This window comes from Psychrobacter sp. SC65A.3, from assembly GCF_025642195.1.
Lineage (GTDB): Bacteria > Pseudomonadota > Gammaproteobacteria > Pseudomonadales > Moraxellaceae > Psychrobacter > Psychrobacter cryohalolentis.
The window spans coordinates 767,312-792,686 of record NZ_CP106752.1; the positions used below are offsets into that span (position 1 = coordinate 767,312).

General features: G+C 42.3%; 21 protein-coding genes and 2 tRNA genes. 11 read left to right on the forward strand and 12 right to left on the reverse strand.

Translation table 11 applies throughout. The features are described 5' to 3' along the window. Positions 1 to 139: 139 nt before the first annotated feature. Together purN and purM are read right to left on the reverse strand one after the other, a co-directional pair. Positions 140 to 832, reverse strand: a complete 693-nt coding sequence (gene purN, locus OEG80_RS03295) for a phosphoribosylglycinamide formyltransferase (RefSeq protein WP_263241728.1) — start codon at positions 830 to 832, stop codon at positions 140 to 142. Next, positions 832 to 1,881, reverse strand: a complete 1,050-nt coding sequence (gene purM, locus OEG80_RS03300) for a phosphoribosylformylglycinamidine cyclo-ligase (protein WP_181209818.1) — start codon at positions 1,879 to 1,881, stop codon at positions 832 to 834. Before purM ends, purN begins: the two co-directional genes overlap by 1 nt. 363 nt (positions 1,882 to 2,244) lie before the next feature. Here purM and OEG80_RS03305 point away from each other — a divergent pair, with 363 nt between their 5' ends. From OEG80_RS03305 to OEG80_RS03315, 3 genes are all read left to right on the forward strand, one after another. Further along, complete coding sequence (locus OEG80_RS03305) at positions 2,245 to 3,351, forward strand: AI-2E family transporter (RefSeq protein ID WP_011514175.1); 1,107 nt, start codon at positions 2,245 to 2,247, stop codon at positions 3,349 to 3,351. A gap of 272 nt (positions 3,352 to 3,623) precedes the next feature. After that, the gene (gene hda, locus OEG80_RS03310; protein WP_263241729.1) at positions 3,624 to 4,436 is read left to right on the forward strand and encodes a DnaA regulatory inactivator Hda; all 813 of its coding nucleotides are present in this window, start codon (positions 3,624 to 3,626) and stop codon (positions 4,434 to 4,436) included. A 55-nt stretch (positions 4,437 to 4,491) separates the two neighbouring features. After that, the gene (locus tag OEG80_RS03315) at positions 4,492 to 5,193 is read left to right on the forward strand and encodes a DUF2057 domain-containing protein (protein WP_263241730.1); all 702 of its coding nucleotides are present in this window, start codon (positions 4,492 to 4,494) and stop codon (positions 5,191 to 5,193) included. Positions 5,194 to 5,285: 92 nt separating this feature from the next. On the opposite strand, the gene OEG80_RS03320 is transcribed toward OEG80_RS03315, so the two are convergent. Together OEG80_RS03320 and OEG80_RS03325 are read right to left on the reverse strand one after the other, a co-directional pair. Further along, positions 5,286 to 5,771 (reverse strand): Dps family protein, encoded by a 486-nt coding sequence (locus tag OEG80_RS03320; RefSeq protein WP_011514172.1) that lies wholly within the window; start codon positions 5,769 to 5,771, stop codon positions 5,286 to 5,288. Positions 5,772 to 6,012: 241 nt separating this feature from the next. Further along, positions 6,013 to 6,675, reverse strand: coding sequence for a YcxB family protein (locus OEG80_RS03325; RefSeq protein ID WP_263241732.1), 663 nt, complete (start codon positions 6,673 to 6,675; stop codon positions 6,013 to 6,015). Between the two features lie 470 nt (positions 6,676 to 7,145). On the opposite strand from OEG80_RS03325, the gene serS reads away from it, so the two are divergent. Further along, positions 7,146 to 8,432 carry a serine--tRNA ligase gene (gene serS, locus OEG80_RS03330; protein ID WP_263241733.1) on the forward strand — a complete coding sequence of 429 codons (1,287 nt, stop codon included), beginning with the start codon at positions 7,146 to 7,148 and terminating at the stop codon, positions 8,430 to 8,432. A gap of 312 nt (positions 8,433 to 8,744) precedes the next feature. Then, positions 8,745 to 10,742, forward strand: a complete 1,998-nt coding sequence (gene tkt, locus OEG80_RS03335; RefSeq protein WP_263241734.1) for a transketolase — start codon at positions 8,745 to 8,747, stop codon at positions 10,740 to 10,742. Between the two features lie 75 nt (positions 10,743 to 10,817). Here tkt and OEG80_RS03340 read toward each other — a convergent pair whose 3' ends face one another. Both OEG80_RS03340 and OEG80_RS03345 read right to left on the reverse strand, forming a co-directional pair. Beyond that, positions 10,818 to 11,954, reverse strand: coding sequence for a Shedu immune nuclease family protein (locus tag OEG80_RS03340; protein ID WP_263241735.1), 1,137 nt, complete (start codon positions 11,952 to 11,954; stop codon positions 10,818 to 10,820). Between the two features lie 219 nt (positions 11,955 to 12,173). Then, complete coding sequence (locus OEG80_RS03345) at positions 12,174 to 12,776, reverse strand: YceI family protein (RefSeq protein ID WP_263241736.1); 603 nt, start codon at positions 12,774 to 12,776, stop codon at positions 12,174 to 12,176. 266 nt (positions 12,777 to 13,042) lie between these two features. On the opposite strand from OEG80_RS03345, the gene OEG80_RS03350 reads away from it, so the two are divergent. Then, the gene (locus tag OEG80_RS03350) at positions 13,043 to 14,050 is read left to right on the forward strand and encodes an NERD domain-containing protein (protein WP_263241738.1); all 1,008 of its coding nucleotides are present in this window, start codon (positions 13,043 to 13,045) and stop codon (positions 14,048 to 14,050) included. A 48-nt stretch (positions 14,051 to 14,098) separates the two neighbouring features. Here the strand turns inward: OEG80_RS03350 and OEG80_RS03355 are convergent, their stop codons facing one another. The 3 genes from OEG80_RS03355 to exaC all read right to left on the reverse strand — a co-directional run bounded on the left by OEG80_RS03355 (position 14,099) and on the right by exaC (position 17,911). Beyond that, entirely contained in the window at positions 14,099 to 15,742 is a 1,644-nt protein-coding gene (locus OEG80_RS03355) for a GMC family oxidoreductase (protein WP_263241740.1), read from the reverse strand. 206 nt (positions 15,743 to 15,948) lie between these two features. Beyond that, positions 15,949 to 16,275 (reverse strand): DUF779 domain-containing protein, encoded by a 327-nt coding sequence (locus tag OEG80_RS03360; RefSeq protein ID WP_263241742.1) that lies wholly within the window; start codon positions 16,273 to 16,275, stop codon positions 15,949 to 15,951. A 109-nt stretch (positions 16,276 to 16,384) separates the two neighbouring features. Next, positions 16,385 to 17,911, reverse strand: coding sequence for an acetaldehyde dehydrogenase ExaC (gene exaC, locus OEG80_RS03365; RefSeq protein ID WP_149492186.1), 1,527 nt, complete (start codon positions 17,909 to 17,911; stop codon positions 16,385 to 16,387). A 283-nt stretch (positions 17,912 to 18,194) separates the two neighbouring features. Here exaC and OEG80_RS03370 point away from each other — a divergent pair, with 283 nt between their 5' ends. From OEG80_RS03370 to OEG80_RS03380, 3 genes are all read left to right on the forward strand, one after another. Further along, positions 18,195 to 20,135, forward strand: a complete 1,941-nt coding sequence (locus OEG80_RS03370; protein ID WP_263241744.1) for an AAA family ATPase — start codon at positions 18,195 to 18,197, stop codon at positions 20,133 to 20,135. Between the two features lie 437 nt (positions 20,136 to 20,572). Next, positions 20,573 to 21,748: a type I glyceraldehyde-3-phosphate dehydrogenase gene (locus tag OEG80_RS03375; RefSeq protein WP_263241746.1), complete on the forward strand. Its 1,176-nt coding sequence runs from the start codon at positions 20,573 to 20,575 to the stop codon at positions 21,746 to 21,748. 92 nt (positions 21,749 to 21,840) lie between these two features. After that, positions 21,841 to 21,931: transfer RNA gene (locus OEG80_RS03380), tRNA-Ser, on the forward strand. A gap of 83 nt (positions 21,932 to 22,014) precedes the next feature. On the opposite strand, the gene OEG80_RS03385 is transcribed toward OEG80_RS03380, so the two are convergent. The 3 genes from OEG80_RS03385 to OEG80_RS03395 all read right to left on the reverse strand — a co-directional run bounded on the left by OEG80_RS03385 (position 22,015) and on the right by OEG80_RS03395 (position 23,547). Next, positions 22,015 to 22,746, reverse strand: coding sequence for a hypothetical protein (locus OEG80_RS03385; protein ID WP_201532214.1), 732 nt, complete (start codon positions 22,744 to 22,746; stop codon positions 22,015 to 22,017). Positions 22,747 to 22,948: 202 nt separating this feature from the next. Continuing rightward, complete coding sequence (locus OEG80_RS03390) at positions 22,949 to 23,278, reverse strand: hypothetical protein (protein ID WP_011514160.1); 330 nt, start codon at positions 23,276 to 23,278, stop codon at positions 22,949 to 22,951. Between the two features lie 193 nt (positions 23,279 to 23,471). Then, positions 23,472 to 23,547 (reverse strand) — tRNA-Asn (locus OEG80_RS03395). A 312-nt stretch (positions 23,548 to 23,859) separates the two neighbouring features. On the opposite strand from OEG80_RS03395, the gene OEG80_RS03400 reads away from it, so the two are divergent. Further along, a complete protein-coding gene (locus OEG80_RS03400; RefSeq protein WP_020443980.1) occupies positions 23,860 to 24,348 on the forward strand; it encodes a M48 metallopeptidase family protein in 489 nt (162 codons plus the stop codon). 43 nt (positions 24,349 to 24,391) lie between these two features. After that, complete coding sequence (locus tag OEG80_RS03405; RefSeq protein ID WP_263241748.1) at positions 24,392 to 25,342, forward strand: DMT family transporter; 951 nt, start codon at positions 24,392 to 24,394, stop codon at positions 25,340 to 25,342. Positions 25,343 to 25,375: the final 33 nt, after the last annotated feature.

A 25,375-nucleotide genomic window follows, 5' to 3' on the forward strand; every position in this document is an offset into this window, starting at 1 on the left:
ACTGTATACAGCTTTTAAAGCTAAAACGCTTTAAGTATTAAGTAGCGAAAAGCCCAGTCATTCATAAATTGAGTGACTGGGCTTTTTTTGGTCGATAGTTTGAAATGAGTGCTATCTTTTTGTGCTTGTTGCCATTGCTTTAACTGTTTAAATATAGCTTTAAAGGTAGCATCGGCATACAGGTGCGTTGCTGATTTAATAATTGCTCGTTGTTCAACGATAATACACCTTTGGCTAGTAGCAAAATTGTCCAAGGTAACAGCTGATGTTCAAGCTTTTGCACGCGCGTTTGCAAACTGCCAGCAGTATCTTTTTGATGCACTGCTAGCCATGCTTGGGTTAGTACAGCACCTGCGTCGAGCTCAGCGGTAACGACATGAATGCTACAGCCGTGCTGACGCTCACCTGCTTGAATAACACGCTGATGAGTATCCAAACCTTTATAAGCAGGCAAGAGCGCAGGATGCAGATTAATCATTGGTGCTGGCGTGTTATCAATAAAACCAGCACTTAAAACACGCATAAAACCAGCTAACACAATTAGGTCAGGTTGCCATGTGGTTAGTTGGGCGCTGGCATGACTCTCAAAAGTTTTGATTCCCATGCGTTTGCCACTAGCAACGTGAGATAAGACCGCCACAGGAATGTCAGCATCTTTAGCGCGTGTGATGGCATAAGCATCTTCACGGTTACTAATAACGCCGACAATCTCAATTGGTAGCGCACCAGCTTGCATGGCATCAATCAATACTTGTAAGTTGCTACCACTACCAGATACCAAAACGGCAATGCGTAACGGCTTGTTATGAATTTTTGTATGGCTGTCTGACATTAACGGTACACCACAGCATCCGCTTCACGCTTGACCATTTCACCTAATTTCCATGCTTTTTCGCCAGCATCATTCAAGGTTTGGATAGCAGCATCTGCTTTATCTTTGGGTACGACGATGACAAACCCAACGCCGCAGTTAAAGGTACGATACATCTCGCTTTGCTCGATATTACCTTGGGTTTGTAACCAAGTGAACAGCTCTGAGAACTGCCAGCTATTGGTATCGATGCTAGCGGCTAGCGTTTCAGGTAATACACGTGGCAGGTTATCGGTTAAGCCGCCGCCAGTGATATGTGACATCGCATGTAGGGATGAGCTACCAAGGGTATCTTGTAGCGCTTTAATCGCTTTAACATAAATACGTGTCGGTGCCATCAAGGCATCTTGGATAGACTGACCATCTAGCTGCTCATTGCTACTAGTCACATCCACACCGCTGACTTCAATGACTTTACGTACCAATGAGTAGCCATTGGAATGCGCGCCACTTGAGGCAAGGGCAATCAATACATCGCCTTCAGCCACGTTTTCGCCAGTGATAACTTCCGCTTCTTCAACCACACCGACGCAGAATCCCGCTAGGTCATAATCGTCGTCCTGATACATGCCTGGCATCTCAGCCGTTTCGCCACCGATAAGTGCGCAATTTGATAATTTACAGCCTTCACCAATACCCGTAACAACAGTAGCTGCAACATCGACGTCAAGCTTACCAGTTGCATAGTAGTCTAAGAAAAACAAAGGCTCAGCACCGCAAACCAATAAGTCGTTGACACACATAGCGACCAAGTCGATACCGATGGTGTCATGGCGGTTTAGTTGTAATGCCAGTTTAAGCTTGGTGCCGACACCGTCAGTACCCGAAACTAATAACGGTGAGGTGTAACCAGTCGGAATGCGACAAAGCGCCCCAAAGCCGCCAAGTCCGCCCACCACTTCAGGACGTGAGGTGGCTTTTGCCACGGATTTAATACGTTGCACCAACGCATCGCCAGCATCAATATCAACGCCAGCATCTTTGTAGCTTAAAGAAGGCTTGTTACTCATGGTCATCTCACAAATTTTATAGGGAATGAAGGTCAGTCAGTAAAAACGCGTGTCGGTCATATGAATTTTGCAGATTGTGCGCGCATTATACCCAAAAATCACCCTTACTCGCAAAACAACTTGCTTTTATTTGACCTAAATTTGCTTGATATCTATCTAATATTTCAGAAAAACGGCAATAAAGATGACATGAAAATTAAGAAACAAAAAATGACGGCTTTTTTATAGGACTCTGCGATAATAGAAGGCTAAAATTATGGTCAATAACTGTTTGCTATTGGAATGTTGTCGTTCAATAAGATCTATCATCAACTTTAAATCAAATCACTCTTTTAAATAAGCCCATTCGTAGGACTAGCCTTCATGACAAACCAATCAATAGACCCCTTTTTTCGACGCCTATTTATCGTCGTTGCTATTGTTGTGGCTATGGTTTTATTGTATTTAATGATGCCGGTCATTGTGCCGTTTGTCTTTGCTTTTGTATTGGCTTATTTGTTTAATCCATTGGTTAAACGCTTATCAAAATATATCAAACGTTGGATTGCCATTATTATTGTGTATTCGACGATTACGTTGAGTATGGTGCTACTACTCTGGTGGTTGATACCGACATTGTGGCATCAGCTGCAAGCAGCATGGGATTATCTGCCACAGCTTTTAACTTGGTATAACGAAGTCGTCCGTGAATGGTTTGCTAGTAATAGCCGTATTCGTTTACCAGAGCTTGAGTCTAAGGGCTTCTCTGAGACCTTGGTTGAATACATGCAAACCAATTATAAGTTTGAAGATGCCGGTACCATGATGAGCCAAATACTGGCGTCTAGCATGAACTTTATCAATAATGCTGGGCTGATTGTACTGGTGCCGATTTTGACCTTTTATTTCTTATTTAATTGGGAGCAACGCTTACATACATGGAAAATGGCGATACCTGCGCCATACTGTAAAAAAGTGATTCAAATTGCGCAAGAGTGTGACCGTGCGTTGATGGCTTTTATTAAAGGTCAGCTATTGGTGATGGTCTTACTAGGTGCTATTTATGCTGTGCAATTGCAGCTTATCGGGCTTGAGCTTGGGCTGATTATTGGTATGGTTGCAGGTATTGCTAGCTTTGTACCGTATTTGGGCTTTGGGATTGGCTTCGTTGCCGCGATTATCGCCTGTCTGTTCCAGTTTGGCCTAGATTGGACGTATTTATCCTTGATTGCTGGCGCATTCTTGATTGGACAAGCTGCCGAAGGCTATATCTTGCAACCGCTACTATTGGGCGACAAAATTGGTCTATCGCCATTATGGGTAATATTTTCGGTACTGGCAGGTGCAAGTTTGCTCGGTTTCGTTGGTATGCTGATTGCGCTGCCAGTGTCTGCTGTCTTGAACGTGTTATTCCGTCATTTTTATACTCATTATCAAACGACTGACTTTTATAAAGGTCGTAAGCAGTTGGCATTGTTTGAAAAAAAATAATGTTGTTGTATGTATAACTGCCAGAAAGTCCTCGATGTGACAGGGCATATCATAGTCGTTTGCCTGCGTGATAAAACGGGATTGATTGGGTGTTATGGGTAAAAGACTTGTCAGTCATTTTGCAAATATGTTATATATAGGCGCAGTAGTAACGGTATTGACCTTTACTAGGTTGGCTTTGGCTAAAATGAATTTTACCAAAGTCAGTTTATAAGTATATTAGTCGTTTAGCCTTTTTATTGATTGTGCTACGCAAACCGAGTTGATGATTCATGGCAGAAGCACAGCTAAGTCTCAATCTGGACATAAAGCATGATGCAAGTCTCAGCGACTTCGCCGGTCCGGGTTGGATGTCTATTATCGATGCAGTACGGCAGCTCCATGTCGGCCTGATAGGTCAGCTGTACCTATTTGGCAGTCCTGCTACTGGCAAATCGCACTTATTATCCGCTATTTGTGAGTCGTTTATTGAGATGGACAAGTCAGCGATTTGTCTGTCGTTAAACGAGTTGATTCATACCGATGTCAATGTATTATCATCGCTAGAAAATTTCTCTTTGATTGCGATCGATGATTTGGAAGTCATTGAACAAAACAGTCAATGGCAAGAAGCTTTATTTCATCTGATCAATCGTAGCCGCGAAGGGCAGCGCCAACTTTTATTTGCCGCTAATAAGCCTGCATCCGAGCTGCCGTTTCAATTGAGAGATTTGCTCACCCGTTTGGCACAAGCGCCCTCATTCAAAGTACCGACAGGACATGATTTTTCAGACCGCGAAGCATTATTACAGTCGATATTGCGCAGACGTGGTTGGCAGTTTGATGAACGTATTACCAATTATCTGCTCACTGAAGGACCGCATCGTATTGGTGCAATGATGGAGGTGCTCAATTACATTCAACCCATGTTCTCCAATTTGGGTCGCAGTAATATATCAAAAGCGGTCATTGCTGACGCGCTGCGTACGATTGATGAGCAGACGCTTGCTGCTGAACTTGCTGATATCGCACAGGAATCGCAAGTAGACAATGATGCCGCTGATCAAGACCAGCATACTCAGCATACGATGCCACTTGATTTTTAGCAGTCAGAACACAAACTTTCTATCCGAAATGCTTTTTACTACTATTGGAAAACTTATGAAATCAAATTCGTTTTTGCTAAAAAAATTGTCTATCAGCGCTGTGTTTATTAGCGCAGCTTCTGTGTCTATGCTGTCGCAAGCGGCAGTTACTTTAGTAGTCGATGATCATATCAAAGTGACGGCAATCAATGGTCAAGAGCTGACACAGAGTCTTCTTCAGCCATTGACCAAGTCATTTACCTTGCAGCCAGGCAAGCATGTGATTACCGCTAAATATGATCGTCTTTATGATCTGCGCCGTGATGAGCATGATTATTTGCGTTCAGGTAACGTCAGTGTTGCCGCTGAGTTGGCAGACAATCAGACCTATCGCTTAACCATGCCAAATCAGCCAGAAGACTATGCAGCTGCCAAGAAGTATGCTGAACGTCCAACGCTTGCGATACAAAGTAATAACACCATCATTGCCAGTCAAGAAAGTGTCGGTGGTAATAGCAATAGCTTATTCTCAGGTCTTGGTAAAGCATTAGGTGGCGTATTCGGTGGTAGCGGTGATGCTGAGCTACAAAACCAGCGTGCGATAGCTGCACTCGATCAGCCATCCGTAAGTACTAACAAGTCAGTAACTACAGGTGCTACTGTGACGCAAACGACAAGTGTCAACGCATCTACCAGTTCACTTGATCAGTTTATGCAAATTTGGCTACAAGCCACACCTGCTGAGCGTGAAAAAATGCGTCAATGGATGCAAAAGTAAGCTTTGAGATAAAAAAGTAAAAAGATTGCATATAAAAAAAGCACCTAAATAGGTGCTTTTTTTATATCTTAGATTTTGTGACTATTCAGCTTTTAGCCCAAAAAAGCATTATACATCCATATTAATTTTTCTTGCTCTTGCACATATGCATCGACAAGATCTGCTGAACCCTGATCTTCTGCTTCTGCTGCTAGAGTTGATACTTGACGTTGTTCTTCAATGAGCTCTTGTAAACCTGTCACAACGCCTTTAACACAAGTAGTGCCGTCTTTAACGTTCTTATCTTCTTGAATGCTGGTATGCTGAGCAAAATCGCTATAAGCATGTAACGGTGTGCCGCCTAGGGTCAAAATACGTTCAGCGATTTCATCGATTTGGATTTGCAGCGCGGTATATAGCTCTTCAAACTTTGGATGTAAAGTGAAGAAATGCTCACCTTTGACGTTCCAATGATAACCACGAACATTGATATAAAACATATGATAACTAGATAGCAGACCATTTAACTTGCTGATGACTTCGCTCATATCTGCTTTTTCTAGACCGATCTGGTTAGTGTCGTTATTATTGTTACTCATTATATTATCCTTTTCATTGAGTGTAGGGTTCAAACATCAAGTTGTTAAACCTTTAAACTTAAGCAATTTATAGCGAGCGATTATTGAACTAAAGCCTAAATAACCGCTTACTACGCGTTACTCAACCTTTGATGCTTACTATTGTAGCAAGCATGCAAAAATAAGTTAAATTAATCAAATTAAAATTTGTAATATATTTTATAAAACAACTAAATCCTTGGTCTAACAGAAAGCAATAAGCCTATTTAGCAGGTATCTGTAAGCTTTCAGAGTTCAGACCTTTCACTGCTACTACTTCTAATAAATGCTGGCGTACTGTATCGATAGGGAATTTTTGAGCTTGCAAGCGTTTAGGAATAATCTGACTGCCTTGCTGACCTTTCATCTCAAACATCATAAAGATATAGTCGTCGGTCTCATCCCAGCTCTTCACAGCGCTCCAAGGAATCACCGCTTGTTGGGTGCTGCCTGCACGCATCTGCATACCGCGCATCTGATTGCTACTAAACATATCTGACTGATTAACAGGCACTGCCATTACTAGACCATGCTTCTGTACACCCAGTTTCATTTGGCGCATCTCGTTAGGCATTTCTTGCTCAGCGACTTGCTTTTCAAACTCTCTTTTCACATACCATTTAAAACCAAGCGTACGAACCAGTAGGTAAATAACAACGGCTGCTAGCATCAGCCAAAAAATAATGGTCGAATAACCGGTCAAAAAAACCAGCCCAGCAACGGCTAAAACCACAGCGACTGCCATGATAATCCATTCTTTAAGCTTGATACTCGACAGACCAAATGACGGGCTGGCACTAGAAAATAGCTCATACTGTGCTTGGTGGAATTCTGCCTCGGTTAGGTTTAAGGCAACAGGTTGCAGCGTGTAGGGGTACAGAGCCATAAAGGTTTCTCAAAGACTTATAGTGAAAACGTTAAATTAAAAGAGCCAAACGTCGACAACAAGGTAATATTTGGCTGGAAATAGAATAAAGATATGCGCTTATCTTACCGAAAATCGCCCTTAAATGAAACATATAAGCCACTCTGTTCGCTAATAGACACCATATTTAAGCCATTAGTAAAGGTAAGTCACATTTATAGAGGACTTGCGACCTTAAGTTATATTATTAGCACGTTAATACGAATAACTATTTCCTATGTAAAGATTAAGAGAATAGAAACTCAAAATTCAGTCAAGAGATGGGCAAAAAACTGCCAAAACATGGTCAAAACAGCCGCAGCTTGGTATTATAGCGGCTACCACCTAATTTTAAGCAAAATCAGGCTATAGAGCTCAGATTTTCATTATTTTCACACCTTTTATCCACTTTTATCCACTTTTATCCACTTTTAGCGCGACAGGCACCTACTATGATAGACCCAAAACTCTTACGCGGCGATTTGACAGATTTACAGCAGCAATTGGCCACCCGTGGTTATACGCTTGATATAGCGTTCTGGCAAAATATTGAGAACGAACGTAAATCGCTACAAGTAAAGACCGAAGAGTTGCAGTCGCGCCGTAATACAGGCGCAAAACAAGTTGGAGCGCTCAAAAAATCTGGCGAAGATGCTAGTGAGTTGCTTGCTGAGATGCAAAGTGTCAGTGGTGAGATTAAGACAGCTGAAGACGAGCTACGTACCTTACAAGAGCGCATTAGCCAAGCAGCAATGCAAATTCCAAATATCCCAGCAGCAGATGTGCCAGTTGGTACATCAGAAGACGATAACGTCGAAGTACGCAAATGGGGCACACCGCGTGAGTTTGATTTTGAGATTAAAGATCATACGCATATTGGTGAGACACTTGGTATGCTCGATTTTGAAGCAGCAACCAAGCTTACAGGAAGTCGCTTTAACGTCTTAAAAGGACAATTGGCGCAGATGCATCGTGCGTTGATTCAATTCATGCTCAATACCCATACGATCAAGTATGGCTATACTGAAACCTATGTACCGTATATTGTTAATTCTGAAAGCTTAAAGGGCACGGGTCAGCTGCCAAAGTTTGAAGATGATTTATTTAAGCTAAGCAATCATACGAATAATGATGACATGGATTTTTACCTGATTCCAACTGCAGAAGTACCGATGACCAACTTGGTACGTGGTGAGCGCTTAGATATCAAAGAGCTGCCATTAAAGTTCACCGCTCATACGCCGTGTTTCCGTAGTGAAGCTGGCTCACATGGTCGTGATACCCGTGGTCTGATTCGTCAGCATCAATTTGAAAAAGTCGAGATGGTCAATATTGCCACCGCTGAGCAGTCAGATGAGTTGCTTGAAGCGATGACTGGACAAGCAGAATATATCTTACAGCAGCTTAATTTGCCATATCGTACTGTCAAATTGTGCACTGGTGATATGGGTTTTGCCGCGCAAAAAACTTATGATATCGAAGTCTGGTTACCAAGCCAAGATACCTATCGTGAAATCTCAAGCTGCTCAAACTGTGGCGATTTTCAAGCACGCCGTATGGGTACACGTGTTAAGGACGGTAAACAAACCAGTTTAGCTCATACCTTAAACGGTTCAGGTTTGGCAGTCGGTCGTACATTATTGGCAGTGATGGAAAATTATCAAAATGCTGATGCTAGCATTACGATTCCAGAAGTATTGCGTCCGTTTATGGGCGGTGCTGACACCATTTTATTATAGTTTTTTGATATGCGGGTTTTTGACATATAGTTATTTGATGATTGATGCAATTAGTGAGTTGGTATTCAGGCTCGCTGATTGTGTTTTATTGCAGTAAGTATTGGTCAAATTGATAAAACTGATACAAATTATTATTAAATACGAACGGTTCTGTCAGCGCATTTTTGCGCTAGATAGAGTGCAAATATGTTAATATTACCTCTGTATTTACAGATTATTCGTTAAGGGCGCCCATTGCGTCCTTATTTTATGACCCTCTGAGTAAACTCTCCTCTTATCCTCCATACTTCTACCCGAATATTAGGACACTCTATGCCAGCTCCAATTAGCGAACGTAAATTAGCCAATGCCATCCGCGTACTGTCATTCGACGCGGTTCAAAAAGCCAATTCTGGGCACCCGGGTGCACCAATGGGCATGGCTGATATTGCCGAAGTTTTGTGGCGCAAGTTTTTAAAGCATAATCCTGCTGACCCAAGCTGGCACAACCGTGATCGTTTTGTCTTATCAAACGGTCATGGCTCGATGCTGATCTATTCGTTGCTACATTTATCAGGCTATGACGTTAGCGTTGATGACCTAAAAGGTTTCCGTCAATTACATTCGAAAACGCCGGGTCATCCAGAGCTTGGCTATACGCCAGGTGTTGAAACCACCACTGGTCCATTAGGGCAAGGTATTGCCAATGCGGTTGGTTTTGCAATTGCAGAAAAAACGTTGGCAGCGCAATTTAATCGTGATGGTCATAATATTGTCGATCATCATACTTATGCCTTCTTAGGCGATGGTTGTTTGATGGAAGGCATCAGTCATGAAGTCTGCTCATTGGCTGGCACGTTAGAGCTTGGTAAATTAGTATTTTTCTATGATGACAATGGCATCTCAATTGATGGTGATGTCGACGGCTGGTTCACTGATGATACGCAAGCACGCTTTGAGTCTTATGGCTGGCAAGTTATCAAGGTCGACGGTCATGATACCGATGAGATTACGCAAGCGACTGAGCAAGCGATTAAAGAGACGACTAAGCCAAGCTTAATCATTTGCAAAACGACTATTGGCGCTGGTAGCCCAAATAAACAAGGCTTAGCAGCCAGTCATGGCGCGCCACTTGGCGATGATGAAATCGTTTTAACCCGTGATGCATTATCTTGGACGCATGCGCCTTTTGAGCTAGATGATGAAATCTATCAAGCATGGGATGGTAAAGCCAAAGGCGACGTCTTACAGAAAAACTGGAACGCGAACTTTGACGCTTATAAGAAGGCTTATCCAGAGTTAGCAACTGAGTTGCTTCGTCGTTTAGAGGGTGACTTACCAGCTGATTTTGAGCAAAAAGCGCAAGAGTATATCCAGCAAACTCAAGAGCAGGGCGGTGATGTTGCCAGTCGTAAAGCCAGCCAAAATGCCATCAATACCTTACAGCCATTATTGCCAGAATTACTTGGTGGCTCAGCGGATTTAGCAGGCTCAAACCTCACGCTATTTAAAGACGCCAAAGGCATCCAAGACGATGACGCGGGCAACTATATCTATTATGGCGTGCGCGAATTCGGTATGACGGCTATTGCTAACGGTATCGCACTGCATGGCGGTTTTGTTCCTTATGTTGCGACGTTCCTGATGTTTATGGAATACGCACGTAATGCGGTACGTATGGGCGCACTCATGAAGCAGCGTGTGATTCATGTGTATACCCATGATTCTATTGGTCTAGGTGAAGATGGTCCAACGCATCAGCCAGTTGAGCAATTGACTAGCTTACGTACCACGCCAAATCTACGTACATGGCGTCCTTGTGATGCGACTGAATCAGCAAGCGCTTGGGTTGAGGCAATTAAATCAGAAAATAATCCATCTGCCTTGATTTTCAGCCGTCAAAGCTTGCCACATCAAGCACGTGATGCTGAGCAAGTTGCTAATATCACAAAAGGTGGTTATGTACTTGCAAAAGAGCAAGGCGAGCTACAAGCGATTATCATCGCAACTGGCTCAGAAGTCGGTCTTGCTATGCAAGCTTACGCGACCTTGAGCGAAAATGGCGTCGGTGTACGTGTGGTCTCTATGCCATGTGCAGAAATCTTCGTCGAGCAAGATACTAGCTACCGTGAAGCGGTATTGCCAGCCAATATCCGTGCCCGCGTCGCTGTAGAAGCGGCACATGTCGATTACTGGTATAAGTTCGTTGGTTTAGACGGTAAAGTGATTGGTATGACGACTTATGGTGAATCAGCGCCTGCTGATGAGCTATATAAAGAGTTTGGTATCACGACTGACGCAGTAGTTGAGGCGGTGAATAGCTTGGTTTAACGAGCTATTTAAATAACATTAAAGCCCCAAGCTAACTATCTTAGCTTGGGGCTTTAATGTTATATAGTAGAAAAATCACGATGTATGTTCAACGATAAATTTAGCTCTTTCATATAATTCATCATAGGTAATGATATCCACTTTCCTAGAGTCTCTACGAAATAACTCAAATGTTTTAAACTTTATTTTTTTCTCTTTAGCTGAACAATTGCTTTCCTCTAAGCTCTTCAATGATCCAATGATCAAGAACGTTTTAGAGTCATAAGCACGTTGAGTAATTAACTCTTCATTATCATCGTAAAGCTCTTCTTGTTCTATTTTAATCTCACCACAAGCTTTTTGTTCAAGAATCTGAGAGTAAGAGTCAAGTAAGTCAGAAGATAGCTTCCAACAGCCGGAACGATTTTGTCGACCACTGAACAACGCAGTGGTTGGTAATTTGATCTCTACAAAGGAAGTAAATCTTTTATCACCAATCAAGAAGTCTGCTATAACTGAACCTTTACCTGCAGCATCAGTATTAGAAGTATGAAACTCTTTTTGAAGTATGTTTTGAAATTTATAATCTAAACCGTAGCCGAATATCCACTGGTTTGAGGTAAAAAATTCCTGCCAAGCCTTCTCGTCTTGAGTAGAAGGGTTGTTTAAGATATCTTTTTTATATTCACTTATATAATCCTCCTCTAGTAACATTCTAAATATTTCTAGTTGAGTCTTTCTGTAACCAGTACTGACGATATCGTGAGAGGTGATATTATCAGATGCAAGAATCGATTTTAATACGTCCTCACCTTCTTCAATATCAAGAATACCTTTAATCGTTTCTAACCTTTCTGCATTATTTGCAAAAACCATGTTAAAAGGGTGTCGAGATTTGTTTTCTGGATAATTTTTTATATCAATTTCACACATCAATTTCAGAAAAGCTTTAAGCTGTTCAAGGCAGCTAATGCTTAAACTAATTTTATCCTTTACTTTGCCATTTGTAATTTTAGTTATATCAAGCTTTCTAGCTTCACCACTATTATGACTGTAGAAAACTTTTATTTGAGTCTTTGGAGCTAGTTGAATTGTATAGTCAGTAGTACTTTCTTGTAGATCTTCATGCACGATATAAAAGAAACTCCCGCTGCTAAGTTTATGCTGATATAGTTTATTGGGAAGGGAGTTTGAAATCACCTCTTCTTCGGTAGGCTTACTTATAGATAGCATATTAAGTCCGTCTAGAATTTCTTAAGTTAAATGGCATGATAGCAGACAATTTTTTAGAAAAGCATGTATTTACTGAAGTATATTTTTCGAAATAGAAGGCTATATATTAGTTTGTATTTTGTAGCTTACCCTAGGACATAGCCAAACATCAAACCAAAAAAAGAGTTGCTAGGATTTCTAGCAACTCTTTTTTTTATGTTCTTTTAAGTCTTTCAGAGCTTAATTAGCAGCAATCAGTTTCCCTGATATCTCAAGTGGGATGATATTGCTAATCACTTTTGGAAAAGCAGTAACCCCGTAGTTGTAACGATCTACCAAGCCCGTCGCGCGAAATTTTAAGGTAGGTCTAGAGGTGATAGGATCATTCTCTACATCTGATAACGTTACTCTCACCGTCAAAGGTTTGGTTTGACCCAACACTGTAAAGTCGCCGGTCACATTGGCTTCCTTAGCATTTATCATGCTGACTTTTTTAGAAACAAAAGTCATCGTCGGATATTGTTTCGTATTCAGCAATTCTTTTCGGCGCAAAAATGAATCTCTCAAGCTACGATCAGTATCGATACTATTGGTAAAAACGGTAAAATTAATGGTCGTGCTTGCAGGTTTATTGACGTCATAATTGATGGCTCCATTGACCTTATTGAACCTGCCGTCAGTCGTGGCTTTACCCAAATACTTGACCTCGAACTCGACATTGGTCTTTGGGACGTCTAGTTTCCATTTTTGCGGAACGGTCGCCGCCAATCCCATGACTGGTAATGATAATAGTAGGCAGCTGCTGAGTGTGATTTTCAGCAAAGAGGTGACAGGTGTGGTCATATGTCTGATCCAAAGAGAAATAGGAGGTATATCAGTAGTTAAAATAATTTAATTTAAGTGGTTCTATAGTAATTAATCCGTGCTCTATTCTTTTTAAAATCAATCGACTATAGTAAGGCGATATCCTACTACAATTAAGCGATTTCAATGTACTATTAAAGTTATAAGCGCTTGAGGCGTGTTAGGTAAATGGTTTAAGACAGACAGCATACTATTTTAATTATAAGTATTTTTATCTTTTTTATTGGAAGACGATTATGTCCCTCATGTCCAGCTTCAAAGGTGTCTTAGGCGAAATAGTCATTAATGTTGCCATGTGGTTAAAGCTAGAAAAAGACCTTTATCACCGTTTAAATAATATCACTTTGCCATTAGCCAATGGTGGTAGTACCCAAATTGACCATGTCATTGTCTCTAAATACGGCATCTTTGTCATCGAAACCAAAAACTATAAAGGCTGGATATTTGGTAATGAGGCGCAAAGACAGTGGACGCAAGTCATTATGGGTCGCAAGTATAAATTCCAAAACCCATTACGTCAGAATTATTTGCATATTAAAACGCTGGCGGATTTATTAGCATTAGATATGAGCTACTTTCATTCGATGATTGCGTTCATCGGTGAATGTGAGCTAAAAACTCGCGATGAGTTGCCGGAGCACGTATTGACGAGTGGGATGGTGTCTTATATTAAAAGAAAGCAGGATAAGATATTAAGCGAAGATGAGGTTCAATCTATCGTTGAGCAGATTGAAAGCAATAGATTTAGTAAGTCGTGGCGCACTAATAGAGAGCACAAAGCCTATCTAAAGGATAAGCATAGCAATCCAAGTAAGTCGTCTAGCAATAACTCTAATGGTAAGTCAGTTGCTACAACTACTGATAAGTCTACATCTGAGCCGATAGTAAAAGAAACCGCTAAACGAGCCAGGCTGAAAAGCAGAGAAGTGCATCGATGGTCTGGTCAAACTGAGATTGAATCTAGCAATTTACCAATTGATAGTTTGAGTACTCAGCAGATAAGTTCGCCGCATGATATTACTGATAAGGTTTTTCTCACACCCTTTGAGGTTATAGAGACTGAGCCACAAGTGCATTACCCTGCGACACTTGTGGCGATAGACAATATAGCTAATTTCATCCAAGCACCAACTTGCCCGAGATGTAATAGTGAGATGGTCAAACGCGTTGCAAAAAAAGGCGCACATCTTGGGCAGACCTTTTTTGGTTGTAGCCAATTTCCAAAATGTCACGGAGTAGTCAATACAAATTGAGCCCAAATGAAACTTGATTTTGGGCTCAAATAATCATCTTGGACTATGTTAAGCAGAGACTGACTCAGCATGCACGTGATTCGCCTTGATAAGGTCTGCTATTTTTTCAGCAATCATAATCGTCGGTGCATTGGTATTGGCACTAATTAAGGTTGGCATCACTGAAGCATCGATGACCCTTAGTCCATTTACGCCGCGTACTTTTAATTCTAAATCAACGACTGAATCGCTGTCTGAGCCCATACGGCAAGTGCCTACAGGGTGGTAGATAGTGTCCGACTTGTTGCGAATATAGCCAAGCATACCATCTTTTTCGATATAGGGTGCAGGGTAGTCCTCAGTGATGTATTCAGCCATTGGCGACTCTTGCATAATGGCGCGCGTACGCTCTGCACCAGCGACCATATACTCTACATCTTTCGGATGCGAGAGATAGTTTGGATCAATTAATACGGCGTCAGAGGGATTGGCAGAATCGAGTCTGACCGTACCACGGCTTTCAGGGCGTAAATAGCAGGTATGACAAGAAACGGCAAAACCCCGTCTAAGATCACGTCCGTGTTCAATCACGCGAGATATCACAAAATGTAGCTGGGTATTTGGCCATTCTTGTGGGTCGTCACCGACGCTAAAGAACGCGCCTGCTTCTGCATAATTGGTAGATAACAGACCTGTGCCATCTTTTCGCCATTGCCGAATACTTTTGGTCAAGGTTGAAATAGTTGCTATACCAAGACCGATGACATCGGTAGTATTGACCTCGTAATCAAAGACGACATCTAAATGATCTTGTAAGTTACCGCCAACGTCGGGTGCATCTACCAATACATCGATGCCATGAGACTGCAAATGTTCAGCAGGACCAATGCCTGATAGCATCAGAACTTTGGGTGAGCCAAAAGCACCACCTGATAAGATGACTTCGTGACGTGCCATCACGGTATGGTCGACACCATCCTTTTCATAGACCACACCAGTCGCTTGCTTGCCATCAAAGATGACGCGATTGGCTTGTGCGTGGGTGATAACGGTTAAATTAGGTCGGCTTTGTACTGGATGTAGATAAGCCGCTGCCGCAGAGCAGCGTTGACCTTGTTTTTCCCCATGAAAATGGGTGACTTGATATAATCCTGCACCGTCTTGTTTTTTGCCGTTAAAGTCATCATTTTGATCTAAACCATTGGCAATGGCAGCTTCTACAAAGGCTTTTGAGATATCGCGTGGACTTAGTAAATCACTGACATGCAGTGGTCCACTATCACCATGCAGCTCGTCCGCGCCGTGGATATTGTTTTCTGATTTGATAAAGTAAGGCAGTACATCATCAAAACCCCAGCCTGTGCAACCTTGCTCAACCCAGCGTTCATAATCAAGCGCACTGCCACGCGTATAAATCATGGCATTGATCGCGGAGGAGCCGCCCAAACATTGACCGCGCGGTTGAAAGCCGCGTCGGTTATTAAGATGTGTTTGCGGAGTAGTGTGAAAGCACCAATTGTTTAATTTTAGTGGCTTGCCCGGCACCATCAAAATCAGTCCAGCAGGTACGCGAACTGCCAAGTCTTTGCCCTCACCACCATATTCTAATAAGCAGACACTGATGTCTGGGTTTTCTGTTAATCGGCTGGCAAGCACACAGCCAGCTGAACCGCCACCAACGATGACGTAATCAAAGTTTCCATCAAGTTCCATTTTATATTCCCTGTAGCATCCATGCTCATTAAAACGTATTTATTGAAATAGCTTACGCTTTAGAGTATCTATTATTTTGCTGCAATAATGAAGTAAAAATGACTACAAGGTATAAGGTTGTTATAAATTTTCATATATATCAATTGTTTGGGTAATAAAAAAGGGCGGCGTAGTAAGTCTGATATCTTATTATCTGTTAGTAAAGGTCAGATCGCACAGACTTCTGAACGCACAATGAATCGCTTGCCTTCGGGTATCTCAAGTGAAAAACTGGCACCACGTCCATTGACAACATCGATGGTCAGATCGGTATGCTGCCACAATTTGTATTGAGGTTTGCCCATGTAAAACGGACAGCCGCTGAGCTCACCGACCAGCACATCTTGTCCGCCTACTTTAAATTCGCCCAATGGATAACACATAGGTGAGCTGCCATCGCAGCAGCCTCCTGATAGATGAAACATCAATTCGCCATGCTTGGATTTTAATAGTTCGATTAGCTCTTTACACGATTCTGTCGCCGTGACGTTCATAATAATTTCCTTATCATTTATGGATAGCTCATGCTTTGCTAAAGCAAAAATGCAACCCACCTTGCGATAGATTGCATTTATTTATCTAAAATCAGTACATGTTTTTAGATTAAAAGAAGCCCATCGCTTTAGGACTGTATGAAACCAGCATGTTCTTGGTCTGCTGATAATGATCGAGCATCATTAGATGGTTTTCACGTCCGATACCAGACTGCTTATAACCACCAAACGCTGAATGCGCAGGATAAAGGTGATAACAATTCGTCCAAACGCGACCGGCTTTGATGCCACGACCGAAACGATAAGCGCGAGTGCCGTTACGTGTCCAGACACCAGCACCTAGACCATATAAGGTATCATTGGCGAGCGCCATCGCTTCTTCATCATCTTTAAAAGTAGTGACAGCTAGCACAGGACCAAAGATTTCTTCTTGGAACACGCGCATATCATTGGTGCCTTCAAAGATGGTTGGCTGTACATAATAACCGTTTGCCATGTCGCCATCATGTTTGGCAAGTTCGCCGCCGACAAGGACTTTTGCGCCTTCTTTTTTACCAATATCAAGATAAGACAGAATTTTTTCTAACTGATCTGAGCTTGCTTGCGCGCCTATCATGGTATCGGTATCAAGTGGGTTGCCCATTTTGATGGCTTTAACGCGAGCGATACAGCGTTTCATAAATTCATCATAGATGCTTTCATGTACCAATGCGCGTGAAGGGCAAGTACAGACCTCACCTTGGTTGAGCGCAAACATGACCAAGCCTTCAACCGCTTTGTCTAAGAAGTCATCGTCTTCATCCATGATATCGGCAAAGAAGATGTTTGGACTTTTGCCACCCAACTCTAGCGTGACTGGAATGATATTTTCACTGGCGTATTGCATGATTAAGCGACCAGTGGTGGTTTCACCCGTAAAGGACACTTTATCAATACGTGGATTAGAAGCGATTGGCTTACCGGCTTCAACGCCAAAGCCATTGATGACGTTTAGCACGCCTTTCGGTAAAATGTCCGCTGCGCCTATTAAATCAAGCATATACAAAACAGAAGCAGGAGTTTGCTCGGCAGGCTTAAGAACGACACAGTTACCCGCTGCAAGAGCAGGAGCAATTTTCCAGATCGCCATTAGAATAGGGAAGTTCCAAGGAATGATTTGACCGACGACGCCAAGTGGCTCATGGAAATGATAAGCGACCGTATCTTCATCAATTTGGCTAATGCCGCCTTCTTGCGCGCGAATCACACCAGCGAAGTAACGCAAATGGTCAATGGCGATTGGAATATCTGCGGCTAGAGTTTCACGTACCGGTTTACCGTTTTCATAGCTCTCGGCGATAGCGATAGCCTCTAAATTGGCTTCGATACCGTCGGCAAGTTTAAGCAACATATTAGAGCGTTCAGTGACACTGGTTTTGCCCCATGCGTCTTTGGCGGCATGAGCGGCATCTAGGGCAGCTTCGACATCTGCTTCTTTTGAGCGTGCGATTTGGCAGAAGGTTTTACCGTCGATTGGACTTGAGTTGTCAAAGTACTCGCCATCGATTGGCGCGACCCACTCACCATTGATAAAGTTATCATATTTTTCGCGGAATTGGACGGGACTGTTTTCAGTATTGGGATAAGCGTATAACATGAACGATTCCTTGTTGTGTATTATGGTTGTTTTAACATAAATACTTGGTCATCCCGACCAAGCTATGACTCTATCGTACTGAGCTTTGGCTCCAAGCGATAATGACTTTTTATAATGATATGCTTTGTATCACATAACTTAAAGTTATGTGAGGTAGGACGGTTAAAGTGGTTCGCAAAATGGATGTAGCTGTTATAATTGAGGTCAAATACTTTTAGCTCGTCATGGTTATGAATTTAATCCTGTCAGCTTTCTTTCTTATACTCTTGGTTGGTTTGGATATATGCGTCAATCTTCTGCTCTTGATATTTTAAAAACAGGTCAAAACGTCTTTTTGACGGGCTCAGCAGGTTCAGGTAAGACTTATACGCTCAATCAATATATCGATTATCTACGCGCGCGTCGGGTACCGGTTGCTGTGACCGCAAGTACGGGTATCGCGGCGACACATATGAACGGCACGACCATTCATAGTTGGTCGGGTATCGGCATCAAAGATGAGCTAACGGATCGCGATTTAACCAATTTATCACGTAAGCAGTTTTTGGCAGATAGATTAAAAGACACCGCGGTACTTATCATCGATGAGATATCCATGCTGCATGCCAAGCAGATTAATTTGGTCAGCCAAGTGCTTAAGCATGTACGCAAAGATGACAAAGCTTTCGGTGGTATCCAAGTCGTTGTTGCAGGAGACTTTTTTCAGTTACCACCGATTGGTAGCAAGGGCGAGAGCAATCGTGAGAAGTTTGCTTTTATGTCGGAAGCTTGGCTCGATGCCAAGTTTCACATCTGCTACTTATCTGAGCAACATCGACAGGTCAGTGAAGCGGCGAATGGTGGGCTTGATTTGGACGATATTCTCAATCAAATCCGTCGTCAAGAAGTGACTTTTGAGGCGATTGCTGCCTTAGAAGCTACCTTTGATCAAAATGTCGATATCAAGCGTACGCGTCTTTATACGCACAATCTAAACGTTAATAAAATCAATGACAAAGAGTTGGCTGATTTGTCTGGCGAGATGATGCGCTTTGAAGCCACATCTGTTGGCGATAGTAAACTGGTTGAGACGCTAAAGAAGACGGTTCGTACTCAAGATGACTTGGTATTAAAAGTTGGCTCAAAGGTGATGTTTATCAAAAACAATACCGAGCTTGGCGTGTCTAACGGTACGATGGGTGAGCTGATTGGCTTTGCCGCTGTCAAAATTGATGATAGCAAAGAAGGTAGTGACGATTTAATCGAAGACGATGATATTGGTAGCGATAAAGACAGTGATGTTGGTAACGATAAGCAGGCTGCCAAAAGCGCAAAAGAAAAAGCCAAAAAAGATAAAGCAAAAATTAAAAAGCCGACCACACTAAAAATGCCAGTGGTTAGGTTAAATACTGGGCGTGAGGTTATCGCTGAACCGGAAGAATGGATTATCGAGGACGAGACGGGCGATGTGCTCGCAAGCTATGAGCAAGTGCCATTATGTCTAGCTTGGGCGATTACCATTCATAAGTCGCAAGGTATGACGCTTGAAGCTGCTGAGATTGACTTGTCACGTACCTTTGAGCTTGGGCAAGGATATGTGGCGTTATCACGGTTAAAATCGCTGGCAGGTCTGCAGTTGCTCGGTATGAATGAAATGAGCTTGCAGCTTGATCCCTTGGCACGCGGTGCAGATAAGCGCTTTTTAGTGCTGTCTGATGAAGCGGATGCCAATTATGCAATGCTTGATGAAGAGAGCATGACACAGGCGCATGAGAAGTTCATTCTAAAGTCCGGCGGTACATTAAGCAAGTCAGTGATTGAAGCCTACGCAAACCTACAGACAAAGCGCCGTGAACAGCAGCAAGCGCAAATAGGAAAAAAACAGAAACTTGGCAATCAAGTGTCTGATAAGTCAGACAGTACCTTACTTGCCACACGAATACTTCTTGAAGAAAGTTTATGTATCGCAGAAATATCGCAAGCACGGCAGCTGTCACAGTCTACCATTATGCGCCATATTGCTGAGCTGAAATCTCAAGACCCTAGCCTCGCTTGTGATCATCTGCGCCCAGAAGATGAGGTTATGACGGCAGTGGGTAATGCCTATGTGGCGATTAAAGTTGCTAATAACCCAAATGATTTTAATGATGATGGTAGTATTAAGCTGCGTCCGATATTTGAGCATTTAAAACAAAGCGCTGATTACAATACCATTCGTTTGGCATTGATATTTATTACTCCGTAGTCATTCTGAAGTCATAAATAACTTTTTAAAAGATGACTCTTTTATCTGCAACTGTTTTATTCGCGACTGCCTATATAGTTAATTCACTTTTAAAAGGGTGCAGAGCTACTGGGGTTAATTATTCGCAGCCTCTGTCTGCGTAGGCACAGCAAGCAAGAAAAATTAACCCCAGTAGTACCTTATAACATTTGTATTTATTTTATTCGCAAACGACTATAGTCAGATGAAAATAAAAATGTTATGAAAATTTAAACGCGCTATTGGTATAAATTTTACTGGCGTGCTGCGTTCCCAGAGGCTGCGTAAAATTCATACCAATAGCGCTATAACACTTTTGTAGTAAACTCACTATATATTCTGCGTGGCGCTTTTTTGATCAGCCGATGGCATTCAATTTTAGCCTTCATTTTTTATTTCTATTACAGCGATAACTTGTTATGCCTGATTTTTCTAGTGCTACCTACCGTTTGACGTCTAATCCTGCTACGGCAGGGTTTCATACGACCAGTGACCAGACTCAGCCTTTGCGAGTGGCTATCAATGGTTTTGGTCGTATTGGTCGCAACGTATTGCGTGCGTTATTAGAGCGCTTTGAGGTGCTAGGACGTGCTATTCATGTGGTCGCGATTAATGATTTGGCACCTGCCGAAACCTTATTACATTTACTGAGGTTCGATAGCACACATGGGCGTTTGAGCCAGCTTGGCGTGACAGCGGATATCGTACAAGATGGCTTCACCGATCGTCAGCAAAAGCCCTGTGCGACAGCAAAAAATGATATTCAGCTGTGCTTGACCAAAAATAATCTTACTTACTGCATTCGTTTATTATCAAGAGAAAACCCAGAGACACTGCCATGGAAAGAGTTGCAGGTCGATGTGGTGCTTGAGTGCACCGGACACTATCGCTCATATGAGCAGGCAAACTTGCACATAGAGGCGGGCGCTAAACAAGTGATTATCGGTGCCGCACCCTTTGACCATGTCGATGCTTGTATCGTGATGGGCGTCAATAGCGATGCTTTGACGCGTGATCTGCCTATTATCTCTAGCGTCTCTTGTACCACTCAGGCGCTCGTACCGCTTATTGATACCCTTGATAAAGCATTTGGCGTTGAGTCGGCGATGATGACTGAGATTCATGCAGTGACGGCTGATCAAACTGTACTTGACCAAGCGCACCGTGACCTAAGGCGTGCGCGCGCCTCTGGTTATAATATCATTCCAACGACTTCCAGCAGTATCGCTGCTACGGAACGCGTGTTACCAAATATGGTGGGTAAGATAAATGGTCATTCAATAAGAGTGCCAACTATTGATGTTGCTGCGATTGATGTGACGTTTGTATTTGAGACGCCAAATGTCAGTATTGAAGCGATACGTGACGTTTTAAAATCAGCGAGTCAGGCGCATTTAGCGACGATCATGGACTATACGGACGAGCCGCTGGTCTCAAGTGACTTTATCCATCAGACTGAATCATTGATTATAGATGGGCAACAACTGATGCAAGTCGGCAATCAATACAAGGTTTTTGCTTGGTACGACAATGAATGGGGCTATGCCAATCGCATGCTTGATATGTGCTTGCATCTTGCTTCAAACAAGCTTTAGACTCATGATTATAAGCCGTTTAAAAAATAATTTAATTTTTTTGACATAACTGCTTGCATTCTCATTTCAGATCGCTATAATGATGCACAAATGGAGACGTGGCAGAGCGGTTGAATGCACCGGTCTTGAAAACCGACAAGGGTTAATAGCCCTTCGAGAGTTCGAATCTCTCCGTCTCCGCCAAATTCGAAAATCCCCAATCAGCAATGATTGGGGATTTTTTTATGTTGCTGTTTTATATTGCTATAGATTTTAAAACCTTTGTTTTATTTGGCTAGTAACTCGTCAAATTTGATTTCCTGCCCATCCGCTAATATCATTTTACCTTCAGTGATTTCAATGCTCACTCCTGTGTTATTTTTAATAGCACGCATAACATTGATGTCTTCAATACTGCTCTCAATGATTATCTTGCCAGATTGTTCTGGAGCGATAGGCGGCTCAAACTGGGTTAATGGCACGTTGAAGCGTTTATTTTTGGTCAAACGTTTCTCTTTCATCGTGAGAGTACCTTGAAAACTTTCGATAGCTACTTTGCCATGATTTGACAGCATAAACTGTAGCTTGACTTGGTTTAAGCTATCACTATCGCTGGTTTTGACTGGTAATAGGGCAACAGGATAGTTGAGGTGATTGGCAGTTTCGAGCTTTTGACTGGTTACAATGGGACTTTTCTTACCCGTTGGGTTGTTTGGATGTAGGCGCTCATATTCGCGCTGCTGGATCAAAGCTTGTTTAATAGTAATACGCGGCATCGCGCCTGATTCATAGGCGCTACTAAGCTTCATACGTAGCATATAACGACTTAGCAGCTTTCTATCTGCTTCAGGTAGACGCTCAAAGGTATCGCCCAGTGTCTTTTGCCACTGATCAGAGTTGGTCGGTATGGTTTGCTGGCTAGGATCTACTTGCGGCTGCGAGCAACCGTACAGGGCAGGAAACAGTCCCAAGCTCACAGTTAATAACACAACTTTGTTTAAACGTTTGTATAAACCCATTATCTGATACCTCCATATGAGCCGTGATAGTTGTTATCTTAATGTATTGTATCTCACAGTTGTGTATGTTTATTTATCGCTAAATAAAGGTGAGTACAGTATTATCAATCGCAAAAAAAGACCAAGCACCGTTAGGTTAACTTAGTCTTTATTAAGGCTTCGAATATTAGCTACTCAAGCGGTAAACACTCAAATGCTACTGCTATTTATTTTCTTGCAGATCAGACAATGAATGGGTGATATTGTTATTGTGAGTCACCACAATCGCCTCATCAATAATACGCTGGCTCACGCCTTTTTTGCGTAATGTCTCAATAAAAACTTCATCATGGGCAAGCGTATAGTCTTGATGGTCACGATCAAGACCTTGACGGATATATAGGCGAATCAAGCCTTGAATACGCTTAAATCCAAGCTCTGATGCGGTCGCCGTTAAAAGCTCAATCATCTCTTCAGAGAGGCGAATACTGATAGGGCGCATGATTTTTTGCGGATGATCAGAAAACTTATTTTTTATACGTGCAGGTATCATAATAAACCATTACTATTAGTGAGTAGGAATAAAGCACTCAGGCAAAACTGACTTAGTCATATCTACCCTTACCATACAACAAAAGTCCTCAAAAGAACACCGAAGCTGCATTAATAGCCATATTAATAAAGGACTAATAAATACAAGCCAAAAAAAACCTCCATCAAATAAGTGATGAAGGTCTTTTCGTATATGGCTCTCCAACCTGGGCTCGAACCAGGGACACACGGATTAACAGTCCGTTGCTCTACCAACTGAGCTATTGGAGAATAATTGGTAATAACGTCAAGTTTTGCAAGGCTTTAATATGCCCAATTGCTTGTCTTGTTTGCGTTATGTGGGGCACATTTTAGCCAAGTAGTCATGAGCTGTCAACCTTATTATGAGATTAATTATAAATCTAATCATAATTGTCTAAATATCGACCATAACACCATTATTTTATCTACTTTAATAACATGTTGATGACTCAATAATAGAACAACCACTATCTATTTGAGCAAACTATTAAAGCAAAAAAATATCCTTACCGTATAATTGATATAGATAAATATCGCGCATCAAGATAAAGGACAAAAGCAGTGACCACCTTAAAATATATTGCTCATTATTCGGAGCAGATTCAAAGCCAAGCTGCCATGTTAATTAGCAGCGGCAAACTGGGCGATTATTTGGACAAAAACTATCCCGAGAGACACCAAATCCAAAACGACAAAGCGTTATACCATTATATTAATGACATAAAAAATCAGTATATGCGCAAAAGCAATCCATTGTCTCAAGTGACTTATAACAGTAAGCTCACGGTGCTCAAACATGCGCTAGGCATTCATACTTATCAGTCTCGCGTACAAGGCAGTAAGCTTAAAGCGCATAATAGCATTACGGTCGCAAGCTTATTCAAAGAGGCGCCGCCTGAGTTTCTGCGGATGATTGTCGTCCATGAATTGGCGCACTTTAAGGAGCAGGAGCATAACAAAGCGTTCTATCAGCTGTGCTGTCATATGGAGCCTGATTATCATCAGTTGGAGCTGGATACGCGTTTGTGGTTGCAATGGCGCGAATGCTAATCTATCGTGGTTGGCATAATAAGGTGGATGAATAGGATAAGCTATGGTGTCGTCAGCGCAACAAGGGACTTTAGGCCATAAGCAAACATGGCTCCTTCCTCTGCTTTGTCTGCTCGCTGGTGGCGCTTTAATCGGTATTTCTACCAATTTGGCAAAATATGCAGGCGAGATTGGTCTGACGCCACTGGCATTTCTGTTTTGGTCTATTACAGGTGCCGCAGTTATTTTGTTTATTTATGCACTGTGGCGTCGTGAGCTACCGCCTTTAAATAAACCTATCCTCAGCTATTATTTTGTTGCAGCATTGGTTAGTGTTGCAGGTTCCAATTTAATATTTTTCTCAGCGATTCCCCATGTTGGCGCAAGTTTTGTCGCCTTGATTATCTCCTTGCCGCCGCTGCTTACTTATCTTGCCGCCATCGTGTTGCGTATAGAGCCATTTACTAAGCTTCGAGCACTTGGCGTGATCGCGGCACTTGCGGGAGCGGGCGTATTGGCAGCACGTAAGTTTTCTGCGCCAGATGCCAGTGTGTTTTGGATCGTCTTGACGCTTTGTGGTCCTGTTTTGCTTGCCATTGGTAATATTTATCGGACGCTATATTGGCCAGCCAATCTCTCTGCTAGTGCGCTTGCGCCTGGTATGCTGATTGCTGCATCAGGATTGCTAGCTCTGGTCAGTATCATTCCTCATTACTCTTTAGCGGTTCCGATGACAGCGCTTTTACCGCTTGGTGTAATTGTGCTACAAGCATTTGTATTCGCTGCGCAGTTTTTACTGTTGTTTTTACTGCAAAAAACGGGCGGTCCTGTGCTGCTGAGCTTATTAGGGGCAGTAGGGGCGGTAGTCGGTGTGCCAATTGCTATTTTTTTACAAAATGAAAGCCCACCAGAAGGGCTAATCCTAGGCGCTTCATTAATCGCGCTGGGGGTAATATTGGTCACTTATGGTGGTGTAAAGATGATGAGAGCAGAGAAAGGGTCAGTAAGTGAATGATATGCCAACCTGCCAGCATTGTTATCTGAATGT

What these genes read in the sequence shown, in the direction of transcription:
- OEG80_RS03405 (WP_263241748.1), top strand. Translation starts at nt 24,392, where the DNA reads ATGGTGTCGTCAGCGCAACAAGGGACTTTAGGCCATAAGCAAACATGG.
- OEG80_RS03360 (WP_263241742.1), bottom strand. Translation starts at nt 16,275, where the DNA reads ATGAACGTCACGGCGACAGAATCGTGTAAAGAGCTAATCGAACTATTA.
- exaC (WP_149492186.1), bottom strand. Translation starts at nt 17,911, where the DNA reads ATGTTATACGCTTATCCCAATACTGAAAACAGTCCCGTCCAATTCCGC.
- purM (WP_181209818.1), bottom strand. Translation starts at nt 1,881, where the DNA reads ATGAGTAACAAGCCTTCTTTAAGCTACAAAGATGCTGGCGTTGATATT.
- OEG80_RS03350 (WP_263241738.1), top strand. Translation starts at nt 13,043, where the DNA reads ATGTCCAGCTTCAAAGGTGTCTTAGGCGAAATAGTCATTAATGTTGCC.
- hda (WP_263241729.1), top strand. Translation starts at nt 3,624, where the DNA reads ATGGCAGAAGCACAGCTAAGTCTCAATCTGGACATAAAGCATGATGCA.
- OEG80_RS03390 (WP_011514160.1), bottom strand. Translation starts at nt 23,278, where the DNA reads ATGATACCTGCACGTATAAAAAATAAGTTTTCTGATCATCCGCAAAAA.
- OEG80_RS03375 (WP_263241746.1), top strand. Translation starts at nt 20,573, where the DNA reads ATGCCTGATTTTTCTAGTGCTACCTACCGTTTGACGTCTAATCCTGCT.
- OEG80_RS03305 (WP_011514175.1), top strand. Translation starts at nt 2,245, where the DNA reads ATGACAAACCAATCAATAGACCCCTTTTTTCGACGCCTATTTATCGTC.
- OEG80_RS03315 (WP_263241730.1), top strand. Translation starts at nt 4,492, where the DNA reads ATGAAATCAAATTCGTTTTTGCTAAAAAAATTGTCTATCAGCGCTGTG.
- OEG80_RS03355 (WP_263241740.1), bottom strand. Translation starts at nt 15,742, where the DNA reads ATGGAACTTGATGGAAACTTTGATTACGTCATCGTTGGTGGCGGTTCA.
- OEG80_RS03385 (WP_201532214.1), bottom strand. Translation starts at nt 22,746, where the DNA reads ATGGGTTTATACAAACGTTTAAACAAAGTTGTGTTATTAACTGTGAGC.
- OEG80_RS03370 (WP_263241744.1), top strand. Translation starts at nt 18,195, where the DNA reads ATGCGTCAATCTTCTGCTCTTGATATTTTAAAAACAGGTCAAAACGTC.
- tkt (WP_263241734.1), top strand. Translation starts at nt 8,745, where the DNA reads ATGCCAGCTCCAATTAGCGAACGTAAATTAGCCAATGCCATCCGCGTA.
- OEG80_RS03320 (WP_011514172.1), bottom strand. Translation starts at nt 5,771, where the DNA reads ATGAGTAACAATAATAACGACACTAACCAGATCGGTCTAGAAAAAGCA.
- serS (WP_263241733.1), top strand. Translation starts at nt 7,146, where the DNA reads ATGATAGACCCAAAACTCTTACGCGGCGATTTGACAGATTTACAGCAG.
- OEG80_RS03345 (WP_263241736.1), bottom strand. Translation starts at nt 12,776, where the DNA reads ATGACCACACCTGTCACCTCTTTGCTGAAAATCACACTCAGCAGCTGC.
- purN (WP_263241728.1), bottom strand. Translation starts at nt 832, where the DNA reads ATGTCAGACAGCCATACAAAAATTCATAACAAGCCGTTACGCATTGCC.
- OEG80_RS03340 (WP_263241735.1), bottom strand. Translation starts at nt 11,954, where the DNA reads ATGCTATCTATAAGTAAGCCTACCGAAGAAGAGGTGATTTCAAACTCC.
- OEG80_RS03325 (WP_263241732.1), bottom strand. Translation starts at nt 6,675, where the DNA reads ATGGCTCTGTACCCCTACACGCTGCAACCTGTTGCCTTAAACCTAACC.